The following is a 25,002-nucleotide window of genomic DNA, read 5'->3' as shown; positions in this document are numbered from 1 at the left end:
GTCAACACCTCTTTTTCAACTCCCTTTCGGCTTCGATGACCTGAAGCAACTCACTATCGAAAACTGCGTAACTCATTGTTTATCAAGGAGTTTTCCGTTTCGAACGCGCCGGAAGTGGGGCGAATTATAGACATCTGAAATCTGCCGTCAACCACTAATTACGCCTTTTTGGCAGAAGAGGCCTTTTTTGCCACTAAGCGCGGAATTCGCCGGGTTACCGGCGGTAGCCGCAACATCAATAGCAACGCACCAATAGCGGCATAGATAGACCACTCCTTCAGATCGGCACGTACTATCCAGAGCATATGCAGCAATCCAAGCCCGAGAACCAGATAAGCCAGGCGATGCAGCTTTTTCCAGCGCGCACCCAAACGCCGCTGACTGTATCGATTGGATGTCACTGCCAACGCCAACAAACACAAAAACCCTACCGCTCCGACAATGATGTACGGACGCTTGCGCAACTCGACGCCCAGCTGCGACCAATCGAACCCAAGGATAAATGCCAGATAGGCGGTCAAATGCAGAACCACATAAGCGAAGCACCAAAGACCCAATTGCCGCCGGACAGCCACCCAGCCGGCCCAACCTGTGAGTTTCTGCAAAGGCGTCATGCTTAATGTAATGAGCAACAGCACAAGCGCCCCCAAACCCAACCGGTCTACCAACACCTTGCCCGGATCAGGCCCCAGCACATCCTCCCAGGCTTGATACAACCAAAGCAGCGGCCAGATCACCGCAGCGACGAAAACACCTATACGCCAGAGCGGATACCGCATCAGTAGTTCTTCCTCAGATCGAGCCCTGCATATAAAGAAGCAACTTCATCCGCATAGCCATTGAACATTTGCGTGTCACGCACATTCGGCTTGAACAGACCACTCGGCAAACGACGCTCACGGGCCTGAGTCCAGCGAGGATGGTCAACCGTAGGATTCACGTTCGCATAAAAGCCATACTCATCCGAGGCAATGCTCTGCCAGGTGGTTTTTGGCTGCTCACTTACCAGACTGATCCGCACGATGGACTTGATGCTTTTGAAACCGTATTTCCATGGCACGACCAGACGCAGCGGCGCCCCGTTCTGATTCGGCAACTCGCGCCCGTACATCCCCACTGCCAATATCGCCAATGGATTCATCGCCTCATCAAGCCGCAACCCCTCCACATAGGGCCAGTCGATCAAGGCAAACCCTGAGCGCTGCCCCGGCATGCTCCTGGGGTCCTCAAGCGTCTCAAAGCGAATGAATTTGGCTTTAGATGTGGGCTCTACCTGATTGAGCAGAGCCGAAACGGGGAAACCTATCCATGGAATAACCATCGACCATGCTTCCACACAGCGAAGGCGATAGATGCGCTCCTCCAGTTGGTAAGGTTTCATGAAGTCTTCCAGCGCATAGCGCCCTGGCTTGCCCACTTCGCCATCCACTACCACCGTCCATGGTTCAGTCTTCAGCGCACCGGCATTGGCAGCTGGATCCCCCTTGTCAGTGCCGAACTCATAGAAGTTGTTGTAATGGGTTGCATCCTTGAAAGGGGTTATCGCCTCATCCTTGACGTTGACCGCCCCCCACTGGGTAGAAGGAAGTTTCTCACTGAACCAGGAAGGCGCCTTGCCAGGCTCGACATCTGCATAACGCGCCGCCTCATCGGCACTCGCCCACCGTGGCAGCGCGCTCACGGCAATACCGGCTGCGGCAACCCCCAATACATGACGTCGAGAAAGATAGATGGATTCGGGCGTGACATCCGACTCATGGCAGTCGGATGCTTTGGAGACTTTGATCAGCATGGCTACTCCGCAGCATTGGAGAACAGATGCACCAACAGACTGCGGAGTATGAGGGAAATTACATCACTCGGCGCTTTTGCGCCGACGAAGATGTAACAGATACTGCACCGGGCCGGATGCTGCGTAGGCGAGGAAAACCAGTAACAGAATGCGTGGCGGATCGCTGAACACGACCGCGAATACCAGCACCACAGCAAGGATCGCCACGAAAGGCACGCGCCCTTTCAGGTCCAGTTCCTTGAAGCTGTTGTACTTGATGTTGCTGACCATCAGCATCCCCGCAGCCGCGACCATCAGCGCCACCAGGAAGGACATCTTGGAGCCCTGGATTCCGTAATCACTGAACGCCCAGACAATTCCCGCGACCACCCCTGCGGCCGCCGGACTGGCCAGGCCGATGAAGTAGCGCTTGTCAGCCGTACCGACCTGGGTATTGAAGCGCGCCAGCCGCAGCGCTGCACCCGCGACATAAATGAAGGCGACCATCCAGCCGACCTTGCCCATGTCACCCAATGCCCAACCGAAGGCCAACAGAGCCGGCGCAACACCGAAAGCAACCATGTCCGACAGCGAGTCGTACTCGGCACCGAAGGCGCTCTGGGTATTGGTCATACGGGCAACGCGACCGTCGAGGCCGTCGAGCACCATGGCGACGAAAATCGCGATGGCGGCGAAAGCAAAGTACTTGCTCGCACCAATCGAATCACCTGCACTCAAGGCACTCTGGGCGCTCATGGAGTTGATGATGGAGTAGAACCCTGCGAACAGGTTCGCAGTGGTGAACAGATTCGGCAGAAGATAGATACCACGATGCCGGACTTTACGGCCGTCAGCATCATGCCCTTCTTCGACATGCTCATCGATGGGCAGCAGGCTTTCGGCGTCAGAGGCCTTGTTTGGCTCTTCGGGACGTTCGCTCATGGACAATACCTTGCAACGGGGTGGAAAGTTTCGACAGATGTCTGCGACACCGGTTCGCATCGCAAACGATGCAGCTTTATACCAGAACCGGCCAGCCAAACGAAAAAACGCGGCCTAGGCCGCGTTTTTTTCATACAAGGGCGTGACTTAGTTTTTGGCTTTGTCGACGATCTTGTTGGCACCGATCCACGGCATCATGGAGCGCAGTTGCTCGCCGATGATTTCGATACCGTGAGCGGCGTTGTTACGACGCTTGGCGGTCATCGAAGGATAGCCGGTAGCGCCTTCGCTGATGAACATCTTGGCGTACTCACCGTCCTGAATACGTTTCAGGGCGTTGCGCATAGCCTGGCGGGATTCGGCGTTGATCACTTCCGGACCGGTCACGTACTCGCCGTACTCGGCGTTGTTGGAGATCGAGTAGTTCATGTTGGCGATACCGCCTTCGTACATGAGGTCAACGATCAGCTTCAGTTCGTGCAGGCATTCGAAGTAGGCCATTTCCGGCGCGTAGCCAGCTTCAACCAGGGTTTCGAAACCGGCTTTTACCAGCTCAACGGTACCGCCGCACAGAACGGCTTGTTCGCCGAACAGGTCGGTTTCAGTCTCGTCCTTGAAGGTGGTTTCGATGATGCCGGTACGACCGCCACCCACGCCAGCAGCGTAGGACAGGGCAACGTTCTTGGCGTTGCCGGATGCGTCCTGATAGATAGCGATCAGGTCAGGGATACCGCCGCCCTTCACGAATTCGGAACGTACGGTGTGACCTGGAGCCTTCGGCGCGATCATGATCACGTCGAGGTCAGCGCGCGGCACAACCTGGTTGTAGTGGATCGCGAAGCCGTGGGAGAAGGCCAGAGTGGCGCCTTTCTTGATGTTCGGCTCGATTTCGTTCTTGTACAGGGAGGACTGGAACTCGTCCGGGGTCAGGATCATGACCAGGTCGGCAGCCGCAACAGCGGAAGCAACGTCAGTCACTTTCAGGCCGTGGGCTTCGGCCTTGGCAACAGTGGCCGAACCTTTACGCAGACCAACGGTAACGTCAACGCCGGAATCTTTCAGGTTGCACGCTTGAGCGTGACCCTGGGAACCGTAACCGATGATGGCAACTTTCTTGCCCTGGATGATCGACAGGTCGCAGTCTTTATCGTAGAAAACTTTCATGAATTTCCCCTATATCAGGCCGTTCAGGCCGTTCGCTAATTTGGTTTAGATGCTGAGTACTTTGTCGCCGCGAGCAATGCCGGTGACGCCGCTGCGGACGGTCTCCAGAATCGAAGCGGTGCCGATGGACTGGATAAAGCTGTCGAGCTTGTCGCTGGTACCGGTCAGTTGAACGGTATAAACGCTGGCGCTGACATCAACGATCTGTCCACGGTAAATATCGGTAGTGCGTTTGATCTCGGCGCGCTGGGCACCGGTGGCTTTGACCTTGACCAGCATCAGTTCGCGCTCGATGTGAGCACTTTCCGACAAGTCGACCAATTTGACCACTTCGATCAGTTTGTTCAGGTTCTTGGTGATCTGCTCGATGATTTCATCGTGACCAACAGTAGTCAGCGTCAGACGCGACAGAGTCGGATCTTCGGTCGGTGCCACGGTCAGGCTTTCGATGTTGTAGTTGCGCTGCGAGAACAGGCCGACTACACGAGACAGAGCGCCAGGTTCGTTTTCCAGAAGCAAGGAAATAATGTGCCGCATGATTAAGTACGCTCCGTCTTGCTCAGCCACATATCGCGCATGGAGCCGTCTTTGATCTGCATCGGGTAGACGTGCTCGCTGGTGTCGACCGAAATATCGATGACCACCAGGCGATCTTTCATGGCGAACGCTTCTTCCATCTTCGACTTCAAGTCTTTCGAGTCGGTGATGCGCACGCCGACGTGGCCGTAGGCCTCTGCCAGCTTGACGAAGTCAGGCAACGACTCCATGTAGGAGTGCGAGTGACGGCTGCCGTAACTCATGTCTTGCCACTGGCGAACCATGCCCAGCACACCGTTGTTCAGGATGACGATTTTTACCGGCAAGCCGTATTGCAGGCAGGTCGACAGTTCCTGAATGTTCATCTGGATACTGCCCTCGCCCGTTACGCAAGCGACGTCGTCATCCGGAAAGCTCAACTTGATGCCCATGGCCGCCGGGAAACCGAAGCCCATGGTGCCCAGACCACCGGAGTTGATCCAGCGATTCGGCTTGTTGAACTTGTAGTACTGCGCCGCGAACATCTGATGCTGACCCACGTCGGAGGCTACAAAGGCATCGCCCTTGGTCACTTCGCACAAGGTTTCGATCACGGCCTGCGGCTTGATGACGCTACCGTCGCCCTTGTCATAAGGGAAAAGGCCGCGGTCACCGCGCCACTCATCCACCTGCTTCCACCAACTGGCAACAGACTCCTTGTTCGGGGTCTCGCCGATTTCCTTGAGGATCGCGACCATTTCGGTCAGAACGCTCTCCACTGGACCAACGATAGGCACGTCAGCCTTGATGGTCTTGGAAATCGAAGCAGGGTCGATGTCGATATGAATGATCTTGGCGTTCGGGCAGAACTTCGATGCGCCGTTGATGACACGATCGTCGAAGCGCGCGCCGACAGCCAGGATCACGTCAGCATGGTGCATCGCCAGGTTGGCGGTGTAGCTGCCATGCATACCGAGCATGCCGATGAACTGACGGTCGGTGCCAGGAAAGCCACCCAGGCCCATCAGGGTATTGGTCACTGGCAGGTTGAGCATTTTCGCCAACTCGGTCAGTGGCGCGGAACCATTGCCGAGAATCACGCCACCGCCGGAGTACAGCACAGGGCGCTTGGCCGCCAGAAGCATTTCCGCCGCTTTGCGGATTTGCCCGGAGTGACCGCGAACGGCCGGACTGTAGGAGCGCAACTTGGCTTTTTTCGGGAAGACGTATTCGAACTTCTCGGCCGGGTTGGTCATGTCTTTCGGGATATCGACAACGACCGGACCAGGACGACCGGATTGCGCCAGGTAGAAGGCTTTCTTCATGACTTCCGGGATTTCCGACGCGTGCTTGATCATGAAGCTGTGTTTCACGATCGGCCGGGAGATACCGATCATGTCGGTTTCCTGGAATGCGTCGGTACCTACCATGGTGCTAGGCACCTGGCCGGAAATGACCACCATCGGAATGGAGTCCATGTAGGCCGTGGCGATACCGGTGATGGCGTTGGTTGCGCCCGGGCCGGAAGTCACCAGTACCACGCCGGCCTTGCCGGTGGCACGGGCATACCCGTCAGCCATATGGGTCGCAGCCTGTTCGTGACGAACCAGGATATGGGTCACTTCCGGTTCTTTGAACAGGGCATCGTAGACATGAAGAAGAGCACCACCCGGGTACCCGTAGATATATTTGACGCCTTCGTCACGCAAGAAGCGGACGAGCATCTCACCGCCAGATAAAAGCTCCACGTTGCTCACCTCTAAAACGCCAGAATACCGCCCACGGAAAATGGGACGGGTCTTAATAGGTTTACTTCTCAGCAGAGCATGAGCGACGGTGGTCGCCGACTACGTCAGCACTGACTGAGCAAGTATTGGGATCGTCCCAAGTGTTGCGGGCCTTTCCCACCCAGCGCGAGGTAACGCGTTGCGGGTGTAACAAGTCGGCGCGGATATGCGCCTCATGATCTGCTGAGTGGGTCTGCTTCTGGCAGTCCCTCTACAGCGGACTTTGGATTCTTCTGTTTCGTCCCCTGCAAGTCAAGTCGTCTATGTGCTTTATTGAACTAAGCACATGAGAAAGCAAGAAAAAACCGCGAAACCTCAAGTGTGTTAGCTTCAATTGCGCAACCCGAGACAAGGAAATGACATGCGATCGTTTTTCCTGACCACCGGCCTGCTGGTCAGCCTGAGCCCTTTGAGCATGGCGGCCCAGATTTACAAGTGGGTCGATGCCCAAGGCGTTACCCATTTCGATGCGCAACCGCCTTCGGACCAACCAGCCACCGTTGTCGTGACGCCCTCCCCGTCCGCCACCAAACCCGCCACACCATTGAACAGCCGCGCGATTGGCGATCAACAGGCCATCGACAAAAGCGTCAAGAAGCAGGTCGCCGAACAGCAAACGGAACTGAATGCATTTTGTGAACAGGCGCGAACAAACCTGGCGCAGTTGCAAAACAATCCGCGACTCAGAGAGGAAGTGGAGGGTGAACTGCGTCGATTGGACAACACTCAGCGACAGGAGCGCATAGGTGAAACGCAGAAGCAGATAGAGGAGAACTGCCAATAGGTACCTGTAGGAGCTGTCTCGTTTCACTCGACAGCTCCTACAAAGGATCGGGATCAGCGGGCCGCAGTGATCAGTTGATCAAACTCTTTGAGCAGCACCTGCAGCTGTCGATCCTTGCCCTGAACATTGCGGGAGGCGAAGACCATTTCGGCCATTTCCTGAATCCCCGAAGCGTTTGGCAAAGGCAGATTGTGTTCGAGGATCGCTTTCATGCGCGGCAGGAAGATCCATTGCAGCCACTGCTCGAAGTCCAGCGTATCGACCGAAAAAGGCTCAACGCTGGATAGCGCCTCAACGGATGGCGAGACTTCGTCCCACCAGCCTTGCAACCGCAGCTCACGCTCGATCAACAGCAACTGATCGGCAATCTTCGGAAAGCGCGTATCCATCACGATGTAACCTTAGCCTTCTGACGAGCCAGTGACGCGCCAGCAGAATCGCCCTGCTTTTCACGCGCCTGGGCAATCAGCTCCCACAGGCTGGCCTGAAGTGCGGGACGACCGTTGGCGAACGTCAGACCACGACGAGCGAATTGCTCGGCTTGAGCGGCATCGCCTTGTGCCATGCGCACTTGCGCCAGTCGATAAAGCACTTGCGGCTCACGCGGGGCAACACGCTGGGCACGCTCGAGGCTTGAGGACGCACCATTGAGGTCACCGCTCGATTGTTGCTGCTGAGCTGTGGTCAACAGGGCCAATACCGGACCGTCCAGTTGCTCATCGGCAGACAGGCCACCGGAACTGGCCGACGGAATCCCGCTCGGCGTCGCTGGCATGCTGTAGCTGCCCTGATTGATCGGTGCGGACTGGACCGGCGAGGTATCAATCGGCCCCGGTGTAATCGGGCCTGGGGTTATCGGCGTGGTGCTGATCGGCGTCGACGTCGTCGCACCGCCACCCGGCACCATCACGACGACACCGGTATCGCCTTGCGGAATTTCCTGCACCCGAGCTTGCGCAGGACGTTTTACTGTCGACTGACGGAAACCGCCATTCGCCGAGACCCGCTCACTGTTGGAGACGCTGGTACCGGAGTCGACAACCGGAATTGAACCGCGCTGTACGGAGGAGCAACCGCTGAGCAAAGCCACGGCGGTAACCGCTGGAATCAACCACTTGTTCACTTGAAGCCCTCTTTGCTTAATTCATCCAGCCCTTGACCCAATCCATCACCGTTTCACCGTTGATAGGGCTTTCGCCACCACAAGCGGCACCGGGAGGCGGTTCGCTGCCGCGAATATACGGCATCTGCACGGCGCCAGGGCAGTTGGCGTCAGAGCCTTGCCCGGTCCGCGAATCGACCCAGGCCTGAACAATATTATCCGGCTGAGGCATGTCCAGCGGCAACGGGTCGGCCTTGCGCATGAAACTGGTCCAGACCTGCAATGCACCAGTAGCGCCAGTGAACGGCGTCTTGCCGTTGTCATCGCGCCCCAACCAGACCACCGCCAGCAGATCCTGACTGAAACCGGCAAACCAGCTGTCCCGCGAATCGTTACTGGTACCGGTCTTGCCCGCCAGCGTCAGGGTTTTTGGTAACACGTTGTAAACCGAGCTACCGGTACCCTCACGCATGACACGCTGCATGGCACTCTGGATCAGGTAAATGGAAGCAGGGTCGAAACGCTGCTGAATCTGGAACGGGTAGCGCTTGAGCGGCTCGCCTTCGGCGGTCAGTACGCTACGAATCCCGCGCATCGGTGTATTGAAACCACCGTTGGCGAGGGTCTGGTACATGGTCGCCACTTCGATCGGGGTCATACCGCCCGCGCCCAGCAACATCGATGGGAAAGCCGGGAATTCGCGGCTCACACCCAGACGCCCCAGGGTCTTGAGCACATTCGGTACCCCTACCGCCAGACCCAGCCGCGCGGTGGACAGGTTATAGGAATGCGCCAGCCCCTGATAAAGGAAGACCGTGCCATGGGAACGGCGATCATAGTTCTGAGGCTTCCAGACCTGGCCGTCCGCACCTTTAACCGAGAAGGATTCGTCTGACAGCCAACTGGTCAATGTGTACTGGCTCGGTTTCTCGAGTGCTGTCAGGTACACCGCCGGCTTGATCAACGAGCCGATCGGTCGCACCGCATCCAGGGCACGGTTGAAGCCGGCAAAACTGGCCTGGCGGCTGCCGATCATGGCCTGCACTTCACCCGTTTCCGGGTTGGTCACAACCATCGCTGCCTCAACGTCATCGGAGCCCTTGCGCCCGGACAGGCGCTTGAAGGTGTCGTTGACGGAGGCTTCGGCCTTCATCTGCAGGATCGGATCGAAGCTGGTGAAGATCCGCAGGCCCTCTTCGGTCAAGTCTTCGTCACGATAGTCTTCGCGCAGTTGACGCTTGACCAGATCAAGGAAGCCAGGGAAGGAGCTGTCCGCCAGACTGCCACGCTTGGTCACACCCAATGGCATTTTCTTGGCTGCTTCAACTTGCTCGGCCGTCGCGACACCCTGCTCCTGCAGCAGGTCGAGAACCAGATTACGCCGTTCAAGTGCGCGCTCCGGGTAACGGCGCGGGTTATAAGAAGACGGCCCCTTGACCATGCCCACCAGCAATGCAACCTGATGCAGCTTGAGTTCGGCCAGCGGCTGACTGAAGAAGAACTGACTGGCCAGACCAAAACCGTGCACCGCACGCTGGCCGTCCTGCCCGATAAACACTTCGTTGAGGTAAGCCTCAAGAATTTCGCGCTTGTCGTAATGGACCTCGAGCAGCAGCGCCATCATCGCTTCAGTGAGCTTACGGCTCAGGCTTCGCTCATTGGTGAGGTAGAAGTTCTTGACCAGCTGCTGCGTCAGCGTACTTCCTCCCTGGCGCATCCGCCCGGACGAACTGTTGACCCAGATCGCACGGGCAATCGACTTCGGTGAGACGCCAAAGTGATGGTAGAAATCGCGGTCTTCCACCGCCACCAGTGTTTCAAGCAGGTACGGCGGCACCTGATCGATCTTGATCAGGATCCGGTCTTCAAGGTTTTTCGGATACAGGCCACCGATCAACAATGGCTCCAGTCGCACCACGGACAACTTCGAGCCGTTGGTCGCCGACAGCTCGGCGACGTAATCGCCAGAGAACCGCACGCGCACCGGTTGCGCCTGCTCCATCCCTTCATAGAACTGGAAACCACGGGTGTTCAGATCGACGGTGTTGCCGTTGACCGAAGCCGCGCCCGGACCATTGGCCACACTTTCGCGGCGATAGCCCAGGGCATCGAGTTCCGTCAGAAAGTCGTCCCGACTCAGCTTTTGTCCGACGAACAGCTCAAGCGGGCGCGCGTATACCTTGGCCGGAATCGTCCAGCGCTTGCCGGAAAACTTCTCCTGCACGATGGCATCGAGGTAAACCGCGAATCCGGCCAGCACCACAAGGCCGACCAGACTGAGTTTAAGGACCCAGCCCAGCCAAGGCCGCAGGCCTCGGGAAGGTGGTTTTTTGGGGGTACGGGGGGATCGAGTACGAGTCATGGCGGCGGATTATACGCACTTTATTCATACTCAACAGGAGCCCTCCGAGTTTGCGTTGGGCTGGCTAGCGGCCATAATGACGACCTGAATTTTTCCAGCCCTTGAAGGATCACCCCCGTGAGCCACTCCCTGATCGCCGCCCTGCAAAACCCGGCCCTCTATCCGCATCCGGTAGACGGGTTCCAGGTCATCGAGACCCACATTTCCTGGGTGCTGCTCACTGGCCCCTATGCTTATAAAGTGAAGAAGCCGGTCAACTTCGGTTTTCTCGACTTCACCAGCCTTGAGGCTCGCGAACATTTCTGTGGCGAAGAATTGCGCCTGAACCAGCGCCTGACAGACGATTTGTATCTGGAAGTGTTGCCGGTTACCGGCAGCGTCGAAGCACCGCAACTGGGCGGCGAAGGCCCGGCCATCGAATATGTGCTGAAAATGCGTCAGTTCCCACAAAACGGCTTGCTCAGCACCCTGCAGGCCAATGGCGAACTGACCACCGCGCACATCGACGCGATGGCGGCACAAATCGCCCGCTTCCACCTCAGCGCACCGAAAGTACCGGCAGAACACGAAGCCGGCACGCCGGATAGTGTCATGGCACCAGTGCGTCAGAATTTCGAACAAATCCGTCCATTCCTGAGCGACAAGGCCGACCTGCTGCAACTCGACGCCCTGCTGGCCTGGGCCGAAAGCAGCTTTGATCGCCTGAAACCCGTTCTCACCCAGCGCAAGGCAGACGGATTCATCCGCGAATGCCATGGCGACATTCATTTGGGCAACGCCACGGTGATCGACGGCAAGGTCGTGATTTTCGACTGCATCGAATTCAACGAACCGTTCCGCTTTACCGATGTGTATGCCGACGCCGGCTTCCTGGCCATGGACCTGGAGGACCGTGGCCTGAAATGCCTGGCTCGCCGTTTCATCAGCCAGTATCTGGAACTGACCGGCGATTATCAGGGCCTGGAACTGCTCAACTTCTATAAAGCCTATCGGGCACTGGTTCGCGCCAAGGTCAGCCTGTTCAGCATGCCGGCCGACGCCACCCCGGTGCAGCGCGCCACCACCCTGCGCCAATACCGCACTTACGCGAACCTGGCAGAAAGCTATAGCACCATTCCTTCGCGCTTCATGGCGATTACTCACGGTGTATCCGCGGTCGGCAAAAGCCACGTTGCGATGCGCCTGGTGGAAGCCCTGGGCGCGATTCGCCTGCGTTCCGATGTTGAGCGCAAACGCCTGTTCGGTGAGCAAACCGTCGCGAATGATCTGCAAGCCGGCATTTATAGTGCCGACGCCAGCACCGCTACCTACAACCGTTTGCATGAAGTAGCCGCCGTTATCCTCCACGCCGGCTTCCCTGTGGTGATTGATGCCACTTACCTCAAGCACGCCCAGCGCGACAGCGCAGCGAAAATTGCCGAGGCCACGGGCGCGCCCTTCCTGATTCTTGACTGCAATGCGCCACAAGCGGTTATTGAGAGCTGGCTGGCCCTGCGTCAGGCAGACAAAACCGATCCTTCCGATGCGACGTTGGCCGTCATCGAAGCCCAACAAGCCAGCCGTGAAGCTCTGACCCCCGCAGAAATCCTCTGCAGCAAACGCGTCCAGACCAATGAAAGCGGAACGCTCGACACCGTCGTGGCGCAAATTCGCCAGCGCCTGCCGGGCCTGTAATTAACTATTTCAGCCGTGAAGCCTTCGTCTGCTTCACGGCTGTCAAATAGTGGCACTATAATGGCGCCATAAAACCAACAGGTGATGCGACATGAGCCAGCCGAAACTTCTCGACACCCCGCTTTATGCCTTGCTCCACAAAGACGACATCACAGGTTTCAACAACGAACGCCCCAAGGAAGGGCCAATCGACATGGTGGGTGGTGATTTCCGCGGCCTGGACTTGCGCGAATTGAACGCCGACGGTGTCGACTTTACCGATGCCTATTTCCGCTCCGCCGATTTGCGAGGCATTGATTTCCGCAACGCTTCGCTTGAAGGCGCGAGCCTGGCCCATGCGCAGATTTCCGGTGCGTATTTTCCGGCCGAACTGAGTGCCGACGAAATCCTGATGTCGATGAACTTCGGCACGCGATTGCGTTATCGCACCCGCTGAGCAACAGCGTAAATTGACAAGTCCGGTGCCCCCGCCTCGCACTGGACTTCAGGCTGGTTTGGCCCGAACACGAACCTCTTGACGGCTCTTGCTGTCCCTTTCACGGATTTTCACCCCACCTGCCGCTTAGAAGCATTTGCGTCGAAAACGACCAAACAATCACGCTTTTCCTACTGATGGCTACACTCCTCAGAAGCTTGCCCACGCACCATTCGGCCATCGCAAGGAGGCTTGATGAATGATGAACTGCAACACCTAAAGAATCTTGGCAAGACGTCGGCGCAATGGCTGCATGCGGTGGGCATCCACAGCGCCTCGGACTTGCGTCGCCTGGGGGCGGTGGACGCTTATCGGGCCGTGCGCACGCGCGGCTTTCGGGCGTCCAAGGTGTTGTTGTATGCAATCGAAGGCGCCCTGATGGACGTGCACTGGAACGACATTCCCGCCGAACGCAAAGAAGCCTTGAATAAACAGCTGGAAGCCATTTCGTCACGCCACAAGAATTGAGCAGTCGAAGAATTCACTAAAAACGACAGACCCATATTCAATATTTACAAGGACTTGCAAGACAGGTGCGACACAAATCAGGTAAACGGGAAATCACCTGTTGACTTGGTAATGAGAATCGATATGATTATCACAACTGGTCGCGAGACTGGTCGATATTCTGAATAGACCTTGGTTCGGACTCTCAGATTATCTCCTCATCAGGCTAATCACGGTTATTTGACCCGGCTCTTGCCGGGTCTTTTTTTGCCTGTGGAAAAGTCGCCCACCTTCCCTGCAGGAAAACTGCTAACCGCGACGCCAGGCTATCGACCAGCAGACCCCAGGTAGAAACCATCCGACAGTTTTTAAAACTCTCCGGTAGCCGCGGACCTAATCCACCTTCCAGAAAGGGCTCAGGCGCATAAACAGCTTCCTTCGAGGGTTTCCCGCGCATCAGGTGAGCAGGCCAAGTATCCTGTGCACCTGGCACCCGCAGCCGCTGGGCAGGTCAGTCATTTGATAATTGCTAGCGCACGCCGAGCTCGGAAATATCCGGTCACGAGCGTGCTACTTGAGGATAGGCATGAAGTTTCTGTGTAAAGGCGTTGAACTGGCCGATGCCAGCAGCCGCGGGTTCCAACTCGATGGGCAAAAGCTGTTCGCCGTGCGCCGGAGCGGCCAGGTTTACGTCTATATCAATCGTTGCCCGCACCGAGGCGTTGGCCTGGAATGGTCGCCTGATCAGTTTCTCGACCCCAGCAACAGCCTGATCCAGTGCGCCACCCACGGCGCCTTGTTTTTGATCGAGGACGGTGAGTGTGTTGCCGGCCCCTGCGCGGGACAAGCGCTGACCCGCGTCGACTGTCGCGAAGATGCTCAGGGCATCTGGGTCAGCCTTTAACCGCCGAGCAACACGTCCAGACGTCGTTCCACCACCATCTCTTCATGGGTCAGGCGCACACCGTAGGCCAATACCTCAACCCCGCACGCCACAGCCTCGCGCAAAGCCAGCGCGTAGACCGGATCGATTTCTTCGGCCGGGCGCACAGCCTCTATTCCGGTCAGATTCACGCAGTACAACTGCACCGCACGAATCCCGTCCCGAGCCAGATGGGCCAACTCACGCAAATGCTTGGCCCCGCGCTGGGTCACTGCATCGGGAAACGCTGCCACCGCAACACCGTCGAACCCCAGCGTGACACTTTTGACTTCCACATAGGCCGGCCCTTCGGGGTAATCGAGACGAAAATCGATCCGACTCTTTTCCTGACCGTAGGCCACTTCGCGCTTGAGTCCGGTGAAACCGTTCAGTTCGCTGATCACGCCGGCCTGCAGGGCTTCCTCGATCAAGGCGTTGGCCCGCCCGGTGTTCACGCAAAAATGCCGACCGTGCGGGGTCTCGCCGATCTCCCAAGTGCCGGGCAACTTGCGTTTCGGATCGTTGGAGCGGCTGAACCAAACCTGCCCGCCTTCGACCTGACAATTAAGCATCGAGCCCGTGTTCGGGCAGTGAATGGTCAGCAATTCACCGTTAACGGTTTCGATATCGGCCAGGAAACGCTTGTAACGGCGAATCAGGCGACCTTCTTCGAGGGGAGGATGAAAACGCATCAGCCTTGCCAACTCCGAAGACCACGCCCGATACGCTCCACCGCTTCCTGCAAACGATCCAGGTTCTGGGTGTAGGCAAAACGCACGTGATGCCCCGCCTGATAACGTCCGAAGTCAAGCCCTGGAGTGAATGCCACGTGCTCGGTCTCCAGGAAATGTCGACAGAACGAGAAGGCATCACCGCCGAACTTGCTGATATCGGCGTACAAGTAGAATGCGCCTTCCGGCTCGACGGCGATCCCGAAGCCCAACTCCCGCAACGCTGGCAGAAGGAAATCACGACGGCGACCGAATTCGGCGCGTCTCTCTTCAAGAATGCTGATGGTCGCCGGTTCGAAGCAAGCCAAGGCCGCGTGCTGGGCCATGCTTGGGGCGCTGATGTAGAGGTTCTGGGCGAGTTTCTCCAGTTCGCCCACCGCCGCATCGGGCGCCACCAGCCAACCGAGCCGCCATCCGGTCATTCCGAAATATTTAGAAAAACTATTGAGCACAAAGGCGTTATCGTCGACTTCCAGCACGCTGGCGGCATCGGTGCCATACGTCAGACCGTGGTAGATCTCGTCCACCACCAGATGACCGTGACGCTGTTTGATGGCCGTAGACAGCCCGGCCAGCTCTTCGCGCGAGAGGATCGTCCCCGTTGGATTGGCCGGGGATGCCACCAGCGCACCCACGCTGTCATGGTCCCAATGCCGCTCGATCAGGTCCGGCGTCAATTGATAACGCACGTCCGGGCCGACCGGCACCAGCTGCGCGGCGCCTTCCACCAACCGCAGGAAATGCCGGTTGCACGGGTAACCCGGGTCCGCCAGCAGCCAATGCTTGCCCGGATCCACCAGCAAGGCGCTGGCCAACAGCAGCGCACCGGAACCACCCGGGGTGATGAGAATGCGCCGAGGGTCGATGTTCAAGCCATATCGCTGTTGATAAAAGCCCGAAATAGCCTCCCGCAGCTCGGGAATGCCCCGCGCGGCGGTGTAGCGCGTCCGCCCCGCCGCCAATGCGGCCTGGCCGGCACGGATGATCGGCTCGGCGGTGGTGAAGTCCGGCTCGCCGATTTCCAGGTGAATCACATCGTGACCGGCAGCCTGTAATTCATTGGCACGCGCCAGCAACGCCATGACATGAAAAGGTTCGATCGCGCGACTACGGGCACTGTAGGACTGAGCCATTGGCCTTCCTTCAACGAAGAAAAGAATCGATTCTACCCAAGCGCAGGAACGAGCGAGAACCTAAAGCGGTCAGAGCCATAGAACCCAGACCCAAAACGACTCAAGCGGGCGCCCAAGGTTTGACTAAAATCAATAATTGATCAGGGCTCCGGAGCCACCAGACAGCGCTTTGCCATCATTTGCAGGCGCTGCAGGCCGCGGCCTCGACATCCGGGAGTAGCGCGCTCTGATTTGATCTGGTAAGTTCGCCCGCTTGCAGCCGCAGGGCCGGCGGGTGCCGGTGATGGAGCAATCCTGCGCAGATGGATTACAAGAGTAGAGGCGGTCTATTTCATGTCCACCCAAGCAAAGCAACAGGCAGTCCAGTCGATCAGCGGCTTCGAACCCTATAAAGAAGTTCCGGGTGAGGAGTACATGGGCAAGCCCATGCGTGCGCACTTCACCAAGGTCCTGAACAAGTGGAAACAGGACTTGATGCAGGAAGTCGACCGCACGGTTGACCACATGAAGGACGAAGCAGCCAATTTCCCGGATCCGGCAGATCGTGCCAGCCAGGAAGAAGAATTCGCTCTCGAACTGCGAGCTCGCGATCGTGAGCGCAAGTTGATCAAGAAGATCGACAAGACGCTGCAATTGATCGAAGACGAAGAGTACGGTTGGTGCGAGTCCTGCGGCGTCGAAATCGGCGTCAAGCGCCTGGAAGCCCGCCCTACCGCCGACATGTGCGTCGATTGCAAGACCCTGGCGGAAATCAAGGAAAAGCAAGTCGGCAAGTAACAGCGACTTGAGTGAAAAACGGAGCGTGCGAACGCTCCGTTTTTGTTTCTGATTTTTGCTTCGACAGAAAACCTGTGGGAGCGAGCCTGCTTGCGAAGGAGCACTCAGCTTCAAAGATGCTGGCTGAAACACCGCTTTCGCGAGCAGGCTCGCTCCCACAGGTGGCTGGTACAAGCCCAGACAAAATGACATCGCCTTTATGACCGCCATCCCCCCCCCCTCCTACATCGGACGCTTCGCCCCTACGCCCAGTGGTCACCTGCATTTCGGTTCCCTGGTCGCTGCGCTGGCCTCGTACCTCGACGCGCGTTCGGTGGGCGGTCGCTGGCTGGTGCGCATGGAAGACCTTGACCCGCCCCGCGAAGAACCCGGTGCTCAGCTGGCGATTCTCAAGGCGCTGGAAAGCTATGGATTCGAGTGGGATGACGAGATGGTCCGCCAGAGCGACCGGCACGATGCCTATGCCGAGGTGCTCAATCGCCTGTTCAATCATGGCCTGGCTTACGCTTGCACCTGCTCGCGCAAGCAATTGGAGCCCTACCACGGCATCTATCCAGGACTATGCCGCAATGCCGGGCATTCCACCGAAGATGCCGCGATCCGGATACGTGTGCCCGAGCTGGACTACCACTTCATTGACCGCGTGCAAGGTGAATTCCACCAGCACCTGGGCCGGGATGTCGGTGATTTCGTGATTCGTCGGCGTGACGGGCTCTACGCCTATCAATTGGCGGTGGTGCTGGACGATGCCTGGCAAGGCATTACCGATATCGTGCGCGGCGCCGATCTGCTCGATTCCACGCCTCGCCAGCTCTACCTGCAGGAACTGCTTGGCTTTCGGCAGCCGCGTTACCTGCACATCCCGCTCATTACCCAACCCGATGGCAATAAACTCGGCAAGTCCTACCGCTCGCCGCCATTGACCGAAGATCAGGCCACACCTTTGTTGCTGCGCGCCTTGCGTGCACTGGGACAGACGCCAGGCATCGAACTGGCTGACGCCACGCCGAAAGAAGTGCTGAACTGGGGTATCGCCCACTGGGATGCCAACCTGATTCCGCGCACATTGAACCTGCCCGAGGCGCAGCTACAGTGATCGTGCTTGCAGTGGCGCGCCCATCCGTTACCATCGCCGCACGTTTTCGGGCACGCGCATAAAGAAGAGAGGCCGGGATGTACATCTATCGCTTGGTCCTGCTCCTGGTAGTGGGGATTTATCTGTTCTCCCCGGCCATCATGGATTGGTGGATCGACGCCACTGGCGCCTGGTATCGCCCTTATCTGCTCTGGCTGATCCTGATCGTCGTGACCTTCATCCTGCAGAGCCAAAAAGATGCCGATGAGCTTTAGCCTGACACAGATGATCCTGATCAGTGCCGCGTACCTGGCGGTGCTGTTCGGCGTGGCCTGGATCAGCGAACGGGGCATGATCCCCAGGGCGATCATTCGCCATCCGCTGACCTACACCCTTTCACTGGGGGTCTATGCCAGTGCCTGGGCGTTTTATGGCACCGTAGGCCTGGCTTATCAGTATGGTTACGGCTTCCTGTCCAGTTACCTCGGGGTGTCCGGGGCATTCCTGCTGGCCCCGGTGCTGCTGTATCCGATCCTGAAGATCACCCGCACTTATCAACTGTCGTCCCTGGCGGACCTGTTTGCGTTTCGCTTCCGCAGCACCTGGGCCGGCGCGCTGACGACGATATTCATGCTGGTCGGCGTACTGCCACTGCTGGCCTTGCAGATTCAGGCGGTGGCCGACTCGATCGGCATTCTTACCCGCGAGCCGGTGCAGCACCGCGTGGCCTTGAGTTTCTGCGCGCTGATTACGCTGTTCACGATTTTCTTCGGTTCCCGGCACATCGCTACACGCGAGAAGCATGAAGGCCTGGTGTTCGCGATCGCCTTCGAATCGGTGATCAAGTTGATCGCCCTCGGCGGTGTCGGACTGTACGCGCTGTACGGCGTGTTCGATGGTCCGCAACAGCTGGAACTGTGGCTGCTGCAAAACCAGACAGCCCTCGCTGCGCTTCATACACCGCTGCAGGAAGGCCCGTGGCGCACGCTGCTGCTGGTGTTCTTTGCCTCGGCGATCGTGATGCCGCACATGTATCACATGACGTTCACCGAAAACCTCAACCCGCGCTCGCTGGTCAGCGCGAGCTGGGGCTTGCCGTTGTTCCTGTTGCTGATGAGCCTGGCGGTACCGCTGATCCTCTGGGCCGGATTGAAACTCGGAGCGACCACCAACCCGGAATACTTCACGCTCGGCATCGGCATTGCCGCCAACAGCAAAGCCCTGGCGCTGCTGGCGTATGTCGGCGGGCTGTCCGCCGCCAGCGGCTTGATCATCGTCACCACCCTCGCGCTGTCGGGGATGGCCCTGAATCACCTGGTGCTGCCGCTGTATCAGCCGCCGGCCGAAGGCAACATCTACCGCTGGCTGAAGTGGACACGCCGGGCACTGATCGTCGCGATCATCATGGCCGGTTACGGTTTCTACCTGTTACTGGGTGCGGAGCAGGACCTGGCTAACCTCGGCATCGTCGCCTTTGTTGCCACCCTGCAGTTCCTGCCTGGCGTACTGTCGGTGCTGTACTGGCCGACCGCCAATCGTCGCGGCTTCATCGCCGGTTTGCTGGCCGGGATCCTGGTGTGGCTGGTGACCATGCTGTTGCCGCTGGTCGGCAACTTGCAGGGCTTCTACATTCCACTGCTGAACATGATCTACGTGCTGGACGACACCAGCTGGCACATGGCGGCAATCGCCTCGCTGGCCGCCAACGTGCTGATGTTCACCTTGATCTCGTTGTTCACCAGCGCCAGCACCGAAGAGGCCAGCGCAGCGGAAGCGTGCGCCGTGGACAACGTGCGTCGTCCGCAACGCCGCGAACTGCACGCCGCCTCGCCCCAGGAATTCGCCACCCAACTGGCCAAGCCGTTGGGTGCCAAGGCTGCACAGAAGGAAGTCGAACAGGCCCTGCGCGATCTCTACCTGCCATTCGACGAGCGCCGGCCTTACGCCCTGCGCCGTTTGCGCGACCGTATCGAGGCCAACCTCTCCGGCCTCATGGGACCGAGCGTGGCCCAGGACATGGTCGAAACCTTCCTGCCGTACAAAGCCGGTGGCGAAAATTATGTCACCGAGGACATCCACTTCATCGAAAGCCGCCTCGAGGATTACCACTCGCGCCTGACCGGACTGGCCGCCGAACTCGACGCCCTGCGTCGCTATCACCGCCAGACGCTGCAAGAGCTGCCGATGGGCGTCTGCTCACTGGCCAAGGATCAGGAAATCCTCATGTGGAACAAGGCCATGGAGGAACTGACCGGGATCGCCGCACAACGGGTGGTCGGTTCGCGCTTGAGCACCATTGCCGACCCGTGGAAGGCGCTGCTACAAGGCTTCATCAACGTCCCGGACGAACATTTGCACAAACAGCACTTGGCCCTCGACGGTCAGACTCGCTGGCTGAACCTGCACAAAGCGGCGATCGACGAGCCCCTTGCCCCCGGCAACAGTGGCCTGGTGCTGCTGGTGGAAGACCTGACCGAAACCCAGATGCTCGAAGACAAACTTGTACACTCCGAGCGCCTGGCCAGTATCGGTCGCCTCGCGGCGGGTGTGGCCCATGAAATCGGCAACCCGATCACCGGCATTGCGTGCCTGGCGCAGAACCTGCGCGAAGAGCGCGAAGAGGATGGCGAACTCAAGGAAATCAGCGGGCAGATCCTCGAACAGACCAAACGCGTATCGCGCATCGTCCAATCGTTGATGAGCTTCGCCCATGCCGGCAGTCACCAGCATAGCGACGAGCCCGTCTGTCTGGCGGAAGTCGCCCAGGACGCCATCGGCCTGCTGGCCCTGAACCGACGCAATTTCGAAGTGCAGTTCTACAACCTGTGCGACCCCGAGCACTGGGTCGAAGGCGACCCGCAGCGGCTCGCCCAGGTATTGATCAATCTGCTCTCAAACGCCCGCGACGCCTCACCTCCGGGCAGCGCAGTGCGCGTCAAAAGCGAAGCCGGCGAACACACGGTCGACCTGATCGTGGAAGACGAAGGCAGCGGGATTCCGTCGAGCATCATGGACCGATTGTTCGAACCCTTCTTCACCACCAAGGACCCGGGTGAAGGCACCGGTCTGGGCCTTGCACTGGTCTATTCCATCGTTGAAGAGCATTATGGACAAATCACCATCGACAGCCCGGCTGATGTTCAGAGCCAACGCGGCACCCGTATCCGGGTGACCTTACCGCGTCATGTCGAAGCGACGTCCGCTGTGAACTGAGACCGTCGAGAGTATCGAATCAATGCCGCACATTTTGATCGTCGAAGACGAAACCATTATCCGCTCCGCCTTGCGCCGCCTGCTGGAACGCAACCAGTACCAGGTCAGCGAAGCCGGTTCAGTGCAGGAAGCACAAGAACGCTTCACCATTCCCACGTTCGACCTGATCGTCAGTGACCTGCGCTTGCCGGGTGCACCGGGCACCGAGCTGATAAAACTTGGCCAGGGCACCCCGGTGCTGATCATGACCAGTTACGCCAGCCTGCGTTCGGCAGTGGACTCGATGAAGATGGGCGCGGTGGATTACATCGCCAAGCCTTTCGATCACGACGAAATGCTCCAGGCTGTCGCCCGCATCCTTCGAGACCGCCAATCGGCACAAGCCAGCGGGGAACCGATTGCAGGCAAAGCCACCAATGGCGCGGCCAAAGCCGGTATCGATAACAGCAACGGCGAGATCGGCATCATCGGCTCGTGCCCGCCGATGCAGGACCTGTACGGCAAAATCCGCAAAGTCGCGCCAACCGATTCCAATGTCCTGATCCAGGGTGAGTCCGGTACCGGTAAGGAACTGGTAGCGCGCGCCCTGCACAACCTTTCCAAGCGGGCCAAGGCGCCGATGATTTCGGTGAACTGCGCGGCCATTCCGGAAAGCCTGATCGAGTCCGAACTGTTCGGCCACGAAAAAGGCGCGTTCACCGGTGCCAGCGCCGGGCGTGCCGGCCTGGTGGAAGCCGCGGACGGCGGCACCCTGTTCCTGGACGAAATCGGCGAATTGCCGCTGGAAGCACAGGCCCGACTGCTGCGGGTGCTGCAGGAAGGTGAAATTCGTCGGGTTGGCTCGGTCCAGTCGCAAAAAGTCGATGTCCGCCTGATTGCCGCCACTCACCGCGACCTCAAGAGTCTGGCGAAGATCGGTCAGTTCCGTGAAGACTTGTACTACCGCCTCCACGTGATTGCCCTGAAATTGCCTGCCCTGCGCGAGCGCGGTGCTGACGTCAATGAAATCGCCAATGCGTTTCTTGCGCGACAGAGCGCGCGGATCAATCGCACCGACCTGAAATTCGCACCGGACGCGGAACAAGCCATTCGCCATTATTCATGGCCCGGCAACGTTCGCGAGCTGGAAAATGCTGTCGAGCGCGCAGTGATCCTGTGCGAGAGCCCGGAGATTTCCGCTGAGCTGCTGGGCATCGACATCGAACTGGGCGATCTGGAGGAGGACGATTTCATCGGCCTGCCCCCGCAACAGGGCAACAACGCCAGTAACAACAATCACGAACCGACTGAAGACCTGTCCCTGGAAGATTACTTCCAGCACTTCGTACTCGAGCATCAGGACCACATGACCGAGACGGAGCTGGCCCGAAAGCTTGGGGTCAGTCGCAAATGCCTGTGGGAACGCCGGCAACGCCTGGGCATTCCGCGGCGCAAAACCGGGGTCGCCAGCGAAAGCTGAACCCTGACTGTCTGATGTGCGGATAACACGTGACTTTGTGAAAAAACTGTTACCTCAGATTTTTCACGTAACAGAAGCCGGGGCTTACGGTAACGAAGCCCCGGCTTTTTTTGGCCTCCGAAATGACCAGCAGCAAGCCTAACCCCTTGTTTTATTGGGCTTTGCAAAAGTTGGCACGCCCCCTGCTATATGTTTGGTACAAGAACAATAACAAGCAATGCACAAGACAATAAAAATAAGACGAATCGACTCACGCACAATAAAAACAAGACGGCGAGAGGCGCAGCTAACTGATTCTTTTGGAGAGGCGTTGTATTTGGGGCTTGCCCCACGACCAGGCCGAGAACAACAAAAAACTGTCTTAAGACAGAGCCTGTACTGGTTGGATCGCGAGATCACTGCAATTCAGCGACCAAAGCAATCCGTTTGCTCTTGGCTCCCGATTGGGAGGGTCATGAAGGAAGCTTCATGGCGAGGGCACTCAACAAAAACAAGAAGCCCGAAACCAATAACAAAAATAGAGCATGCAACTACTTCTTGGGGAGCTTCGGCTCCCCTTGTAGTTTCCGCGATCCGGAAAACCTGCTCCTACAGCTCAAATCTGCTGTGTCCTACACCATCCCCCGACTAAATGCTAGAATCCCCGCCCATCATGCGGTCATTCTTCGTTTTGGCCGAACATTCCTTCAAACAGTGCATCCCATGCTGAAGAAGCTGTTCCAGTCATTCCGTACTCCCCTGCGTCGTACGCAACACATTCGCAGCACGCCTGAAGTGCTTAACAGCGGCCAGCATTCGCTGCAAAAGGCTCAATTCAGCCGTTATGCGGTGAACATCGTCGAACGCCTGCAGGGCGCCGGTTACCAGGCTTATCTGGTTGGCGGTTGCGTGCGCGACATGCTGCTCGGCATCACGCCGAAAGACTTTGACGTCGCTACCAGTGCCACCCCGGAACAAGTCCGGGCCGAATTCCGCAATGCGCGGATCATCGGTCGTCGCTTCAAACTGGTGCACATCCATTTTGGACGCGAAATCATCGAAGTCGCGACGTTCCGCGCCAATCACCCGCAAAACGATGAAGAGGAAGACAGCAACCAGTCTTCCCGCAACGAGAGTGGGCGCATTCTGCGCGATAACGTTTACGGCACCCTGGAAGAAGACGCGCAACGTCGCGATTTCACCATCAACGCCCTGTATTACGATCCGGTCAGTGAGCGCATCCTCGACTACGCCAACGGCGTGCACGACATCCGCAATCACCTGATCCGCCTGATCGGCGACCCCAAGCAACGCTACCAGGAAGATCCAGTCCGGATGCTGCGGGCCGTGCGTTTTGCGGCCAAACTGGATTTCGGCATCGAAAAACACAGCGCCCTGCCCATCCGCGACCTGGCACCGATGCTGCGCGAGATCCCGGCGGCTCGTTTGTTTGAAGAAGTGTTGAAGCTGTTCCTCTCCGGCCATGCCGCGGACACCTTCGAGATGCTGGTCGACCTGCAACTGTTCGATCCACTGTTTCCGGCCAGTGCCGAGGCGCTGGAATACAATCCGACCTACACCCACACCCTGATCAGCGAAGCACTGATCAACACTGATCTGCGGATCAAGCAGAACAAACCGGTAACCCCGGCGTTCCTGTTTGCAGCCCTGCTGTGGCCTGCCCTGCCGGCTCGCGTGCTGCGCTTGCAGGAACGCGGCATGCCACCGATTCCGGCGATGCAGGAAGCGGCGCACGAACTGATTGCCGAACAGTGCCAGCGCATCGCGATTCCAAAACGTTTCACCATGCCGATCCGCGAGATCTGGGACATGCAGGAGCGTCTGCCACGGCGCAGCGGCAAGCGTGCCGACCTGCTGCTGGACAATCCACGATTCCGCGCCGGTTACGACTTCCTGCTGCTGCGCGAAAGCGCTGGCGAGCAGACCGATGGCCTGGGCGAATGGTGGACTGACTATCAGGACGCCAATGAAAGTGAACGTCGCGATATGATCCGCGACCTCAGCGGCAAGGACGAAGGCACCGGTGCACCGCGCAAGCGTCGTCGCAGCGGTGGCTCAAAACGCAAGCGCGCCGCCGGCGTTTCGAGTGGCACGGACGAGTAATCCATGGAACGCATCTACATCGGCATGGGCAGCAATCTGGCTGACCCCGCCGAACAGTTACGCAGTGCCGTTGCCGCACTGGCGCAGCTACCGCAATCGGAGCTGGTCGGGATTTCCGCTTTTTATCAGAGCGACTCGCTTCTTCCCGGCCAACCGCGTTACACCAATGCGGTCGCCGCTCTGGACAGTACCCTCCCACCGCTAGACCTCCTCGACGCGCTGCAAGCCATCGAAAACGGCCAGGGTCGCGAGCGTCTTGAGCGCTGGGGGCCGCGTACGCTGGATCTCGATATCCTTTTGTACGGTAACCGCCTGATCGACGAGCCTCGCCTGAAAGTCCCGCACTACCATATGCAGGAGCGGGCTTTTGTCCTGTACCCATTGGCCGAACTGGCGCCTGCGGATCTGCGTCTGGCCGATGGTCGCAGCCTTGCAGAATTGCTCGCCGACTGCCCGTTCGTCGGCCTGGAACGACTGACTACAAATTGATACAACCACCGTGTGGGAGCGAGCCTGCTCGCGAAAGCGGTGTGTCATTCAACATCATTGCTGACTGACACACCGC

At 58.3% G+C, this 25,002-nt stretch carries 23 protein-coding genes; 12 read left to right on the top strand and 11 right to left on the bottom strand.

Features of this window, described 5'->3' with window-relative positions; genetic code table 11:
• Nucleotides 1–158: 158 nt before the first annotated feature.
• The 6 genes from msrQ to HNQ83_RS28740 form a co-directional block, all read right to left on the bottom strand.
• A complete protein-coding gene (gene msrQ / locus HNQ83_RS28765) occupies nt 159–779 on the bottom strand; it encodes a protein-methionine-sulfoxide reductase heme-binding subunit MsrQ (RefSeq protein WP_175392228.1) in 621 nt (206 codons plus the stop codon).
• On the bottom strand, nt 779–1,792 hold the full coding sequence (msrP, locus tag HNQ83_RS28760; protein WP_175392227.1) for a protein-methionine-sulfoxide reductase catalytic subunit MsrP: 1,014 nt from the start codon (nt 1,790–1,792) through the stop codon (nt 779–781). Before msrP ends, msrQ begins: the two co-directional genes overlap by 1 nt.
• A gap of 63 nt (nt 1,793–1,855) precedes the next feature.
• Nucleotides 1,856–2,713 (bottom strand): CDP-diacylglycerol--serine O-phosphatidyltransferase, encoded by an 858-nt coding sequence (pssA, locus tag HNQ83_RS28755; RefSeq protein WP_175392226.1) that lies wholly within the window; start codon nt 2,711–2,713, stop codon nt 1,856–1,858.
• Nucleotides 2,714–2,860: 147 nt separating this feature from the next.
• Nucleotides 2,861–3,877 (bottom strand): ketol-acid reductoisomerase, encoded by a 1,017-nt coding sequence (ilvC, locus tag HNQ83_RS28750; protein ID WP_003228216.1) that lies wholly within the window; start codon nt 3,875–3,877, stop codon nt 2,861–2,863.
• Nucleotides 3,878–3,922: 45 nt separating this feature from the next.
• Complete coding sequence (gene ilvN, locus HNQ83_RS28745; RefSeq protein ID WP_003205610.1) at nt 3,923–4,414, bottom strand: acetolactate synthase small subunit; 492 nt, start codon at nt 4,412–4,414, stop codon at nt 3,923–3,925.
• Nucleotides 4,415–4,416: 2 nt separating this feature from the next.
• Entirely contained in the window at nt 4,417–6,141 is a 1,725-nt protein-coding gene (locus HNQ83_RS28740) for an acetolactate synthase 3 large subunit (RefSeq protein WP_034151273.1), read from the bottom strand.
• Between the two features lie 400 nt (nt 6,142–6,541).
• On the opposite strand from HNQ83_RS28740, the gene HNQ83_RS28735 reads away from it, so the two are divergent.
• Nucleotides 6,542–6,964, top strand: a complete 423-nt coding sequence (locus tag HNQ83_RS28735) for a DUF4124 domain-containing protein (RefSeq protein WP_175392225.1) — start codon at nt 6,542–6,544, stop codon at nt 6,962–6,964.
• Between the two features lie 53 nt (nt 6,965–7,017).
• Here the strand turns inward: HNQ83_RS28735 and HNQ83_RS28730 are convergent, their stop codons facing one another.
• The 3 genes from HNQ83_RS28730 to mrcB are packed head-to-tail and all read right to left on the bottom strand — an operon-like array spanning nt 7,018 to nt 10,428.
• Nucleotides 7,018–7,353, bottom strand: a complete 336-nt coding sequence (locus tag HNQ83_RS28730; protein ID WP_175392224.1) for a YqcC family protein — start codon at nt 7,351–7,353, stop codon at nt 7,018–7,020.
• Complete coding sequence (locus HNQ83_RS28725) at nt 7,353–8,087, bottom strand: tetratricopeptide repeat protein (RefSeq protein WP_175392223.1); 735 nt, start codon at nt 8,085–8,087, stop codon at nt 7,353–7,355. Before HNQ83_RS28725 ends, HNQ83_RS28730 begins: the two co-directional genes overlap by 1 nt.
• Before the next feature lie 16 nt (nt 8,088–8,103).
• The gene (gene mrcB, locus HNQ83_RS28720; RefSeq protein ID WP_175392222.1) at nt 8,104–10,428 is read right to left on the bottom strand and encodes a penicillin-binding protein 1B; all 2,325 of its coding nucleotides are present in this window, start codon (nt 10,426–10,428) and stop codon (nt 8,104–8,106) included.
• A gap of 117 nt (nt 10,429–10,545) precedes the next feature.
• Here mrcB and HNQ83_RS28715 point away from each other — a divergent pair, with 117 nt between their 5' ends.
• From HNQ83_RS28715 to HNQ83_RS28700, 4 genes are all read left to right on the top strand, one after another.
• Nucleotides 10,546–12,102: an AAA family ATPase gene (locus HNQ83_RS28715; RefSeq protein WP_175392221.1), complete on the top strand. Its 1,557-nt coding sequence runs from the start codon at nt 10,546–10,548 to the stop codon at nt 12,100–12,102.
• Between the two features lie 91 nt (nt 12,103–12,193).
• A complete protein-coding gene (locus HNQ83_RS28710) occupies nt 12,194–12,538 on the top strand; it encodes a pentapeptide repeat-containing protein (protein ID WP_175392220.1) in 345 nt (114 codons plus the stop codon).
• A gap of 234 nt (nt 12,539–12,772) precedes the next feature.
• Nucleotides 12,773–13,045: a TfoX/Sxy family protein gene (locus HNQ83_RS28705; protein WP_007971093.1), complete on the top strand. Its 273-nt coding sequence runs from the start codon at nt 12,773–12,775 to the stop codon at nt 13,043–13,045.
• A 565-nt stretch (nt 13,046–13,610) separates the two neighbouring features.
• Nucleotides 13,611–13,928, top strand: a complete 318-nt coding sequence (locus HNQ83_RS28700) for a Rieske 2Fe-2S domain-containing protein (RefSeq protein ID WP_175392219.1) — start codon at nt 13,611–13,613, stop codon at nt 13,926–13,928.
• Here the strand turns inward: HNQ83_RS28700 and sfsA are convergent.
• Together sfsA and HNQ83_RS28690 are read right to left on the bottom strand one after the other, a co-directional pair.
• Nucleotides 13,925–14,638, bottom strand: coding sequence for a DNA/RNA nuclease SfsA (gene sfsA / locus HNQ83_RS28695; protein WP_175392218.1), 714 nt, complete (start codon nt 14,636–14,638; stop codon nt 13,925–13,927). The genes HNQ83_RS28700 and sfsA overlap by 4 nt on opposite strands.
• Nucleotides 14,638–15,810, bottom strand: coding sequence for a pyridoxal phosphate-dependent aminotransferase (locus tag HNQ83_RS28690; RefSeq protein ID WP_175392217.1), 1,173 nt, complete (start codon nt 15,808–15,810; stop codon nt 14,638–14,640). The genes sfsA and HNQ83_RS28690 overlap by 1 nt, the downstream gene beginning before the upstream one ends.
• A 333-nt stretch (nt 15,811–16,143) precedes the next feature.
• On the opposite strand from HNQ83_RS28690, the gene dksA reads away from it, so the two are divergent.
• The 7 genes from dksA (at nt 16,144) to folK (ending at nt 24,926) form a co-directional block, all read left to right on the top strand.
• Nucleotides 16,144–16,587: an RNA polymerase-binding protein DksA gene (gene dksA / locus HNQ83_RS28685; protein ID WP_095196562.1), complete on the top strand. Its 444-nt coding sequence runs from the start codon at nt 16,144–16,146 to the stop codon at nt 16,585–16,587.
• A gap of 199 nt (nt 16,588–16,786) precedes the next feature.
• The gene (gene gluQRS, locus HNQ83_RS28680; RefSeq protein WP_175392216.1) at nt 16,787–17,683 is read left to right on the top strand and encodes a tRNA glutamyl-Q(34) synthetase GluQRS; all 897 of its coding nucleotides are present in this window, start codon (nt 16,787–16,789) and stop codon (nt 17,681–17,683) included.
• Nucleotides 17,684–17,760: 77 nt separating this feature from the next.
• Nucleotides 17,761–17,937, top strand: a complete 177-nt coding sequence (locus HNQ83_RS28675) for a hypothetical protein (protein ID WP_003176118.1) — start codon at nt 17,761–17,763, stop codon at nt 17,935–17,937.
• Nucleotides 17,921–20,875 (top strand): sensor histidine kinase, encoded by a 2,955-nt coding sequence (locus HNQ83_RS28670; RefSeq protein WP_175392215.1) that lies wholly within the window; start codon nt 17,921–17,923, stop codon nt 20,873–20,875. The genes HNQ83_RS28675 and HNQ83_RS28670 overlap by 17 nt, the downstream gene beginning before the upstream one ends.
• A 22-nt stretch (nt 20,876–20,897) precedes the next feature.
• Nucleotides 20,898–22,334 carry a sigma-54 dependent transcriptional regulator gene (locus tag HNQ83_RS28665; protein ID WP_175392214.1) on the top strand — a complete coding sequence of 479 codons (1,437 nt, stop codon included), beginning with the start codon at nt 20,898–20,900 and terminating at the stop codon, nt 22,332–22,334.
• Between the two features lie 702 nt (nt 22,335–23,036).
• Nucleotides 23,037–24,437, top strand: coding sequence for a polynucleotide adenylyltransferase PcnB (locus HNQ83_RS28660; RefSeq protein ID WP_175392213.1), 1,401 nt, complete (start codon nt 23,037–23,039; stop codon nt 24,435–24,437).
• 3 nt (nt 24,438–24,440) lie between these two features.
• Nucleotides 24,441–24,926: a 2-amino-4-hydroxy-6-hydroxymethyldihydropteridine diphosphokinase gene (gene folK / locus HNQ83_RS28655; RefSeq protein ID WP_175392212.1), complete on the top strand. Its 486-nt coding sequence runs from the start codon at nt 24,441–24,443 to the stop codon at nt 24,924–24,926.
• The last annotated feature ends 76 nt before the right edge of the window (nt 24,927–25,002 follow it).

It is taken from the genome of Pseudomonas sp. C2B4 (assembly GCF_013359695.1).
Classification (GTDB): domain Bacteria; phylum Pseudomonadota; class Gammaproteobacteria; order Pseudomonadales; family Pseudomonadaceae; genus Aquipseudomonas.
This window is presented reverse-complemented; position numbering and strand designations above follow the sequence as displayed.

Bases quoted from the DNA above. Each gene is read 5' to 3' on its own strand.
- HNQ83_RS28730 (WP_175392224.1), bottom strand. From the start codon at position 7,353: ATGGATACGCGCTTTCCGAAGATTGCCGATCAGTTGCTGTTGATCGAG.
- HNQ83_RS28710 (WP_175392220.1), top strand. From the start codon at position 12,194: ATGAGCCAGCCGAAACTTCTCGACACCCCGCTTTATGCCTTGCTCCAC.
- HNQ83_RS28690 (WP_175392217.1), bottom strand. From the start codon at position 15,810: ATGGCTCAGTCCTACAGTGCCCGTAGTCGCGCGATCGAACCTTTTCAT.
- ilvC (WP_003228216.1), bottom strand. From the start codon at position 3,877: ATGAAAGTTTTCTACGATAAAGACTGCGACCTGTCGATCATCCAGGGC.
- dksA (WP_095196562.1), top strand. From the start codon at position 16,144: ATGTCCACCCAAGCAAAGCAACAGGCAGTCCAGTCGATCAGCGGCTTC.
- HNQ83_RS28735 (WP_175392225.1), top strand. From the start codon at position 6,542: ATGCGATCGTTTTTCCTGACCACCGGCCTGCTGGTCAGCCTGAGCCCT.
- HNQ83_RS28675 (WP_003176118.1), top strand. From the start codon at position 17,761: ATGTACATCTATCGCTTGGTCCTGCTCCTGGTAGTGGGGATTTATCTG.
- HNQ83_RS28700 (WP_175392219.1), top strand. From the start codon at position 13,611: ATGAAGTTTCTGTGTAAAGGCGTTGAACTGGCCGATGCCAGCAGCCGC.
- HNQ83_RS28665 (WP_175392214.1), top strand. From the start codon at position 20,898: ATGCCGCACATTTTGATCGTCGAAGACGAAACCATTATCCGCTCCGCC.
- pssA (WP_175392226.1), bottom strand. From the start codon at position 2,713: ATGAGCGAACGTCCCGAAGAGCCAAACAAGGCCTCTGACGCCGAAAGC.
- mrcB (WP_175392222.1), bottom strand. From the start codon at position 10,428: ATGACTCGTACTCGATCCCCCCGTACCCCCAAAAAACCACCTTCCCGA.
- HNQ83_RS28705 (WP_007971093.1), top strand. From the start codon at position 12,773: ATGAATGATGAACTGCAACACCTAAAGAATCTTGGCAAGACGTCGGCG.
- ilvN (WP_003205610.1), bottom strand. From the start codon at position 4,414: ATGCGGCACATTATTTCCTTGCTTCTGGAAAACGAACCTGGCGCTCTG.
- msrQ (WP_175392228.1), bottom strand. From the start codon at position 779: ATGCGGTATCCGCTCTGGCGTATAGGTGTTTTCGTCGCTGCGGTGATC.
- msrP (WP_175392227.1), bottom strand. From the start codon at position 1,792: ATGCTGATCAAAGTCTCCAAAGCATCCGACTGCCATGAGTCGGATGTC.
- folK (WP_175392212.1), top strand. From the start codon at position 24,441: ATGGAACGCATCTACATCGGCATGGGCAGCAATCTGGCTGACCCCGCC.
- gluQRS (WP_175392216.1), top strand. From the start codon at position 16,787: ATGACCGCCATCCCCCCCCCCTCCTACATCGGACGCTTCGCCCCTACG.
- sfsA (WP_175392218.1), bottom strand. From the start codon at position 14,638: ATGCGTTTTCATCCTCCCCTCGAAGAAGGTCGCCTGATTCGCCGTTAC.
- HNQ83_RS28660 (WP_175392213.1), top strand. From the start codon at position 23,037: ATGCTGAAGAAGCTGTTCCAGTCATTCCGTACTCCCCTGCGTCGTACG.
- HNQ83_RS28670 (WP_175392215.1), top strand. From the start codon at position 17,921: ATGCCGATGAGCTTTAGCCTGACACAGATGATCCTGATCAGTGCCGCG.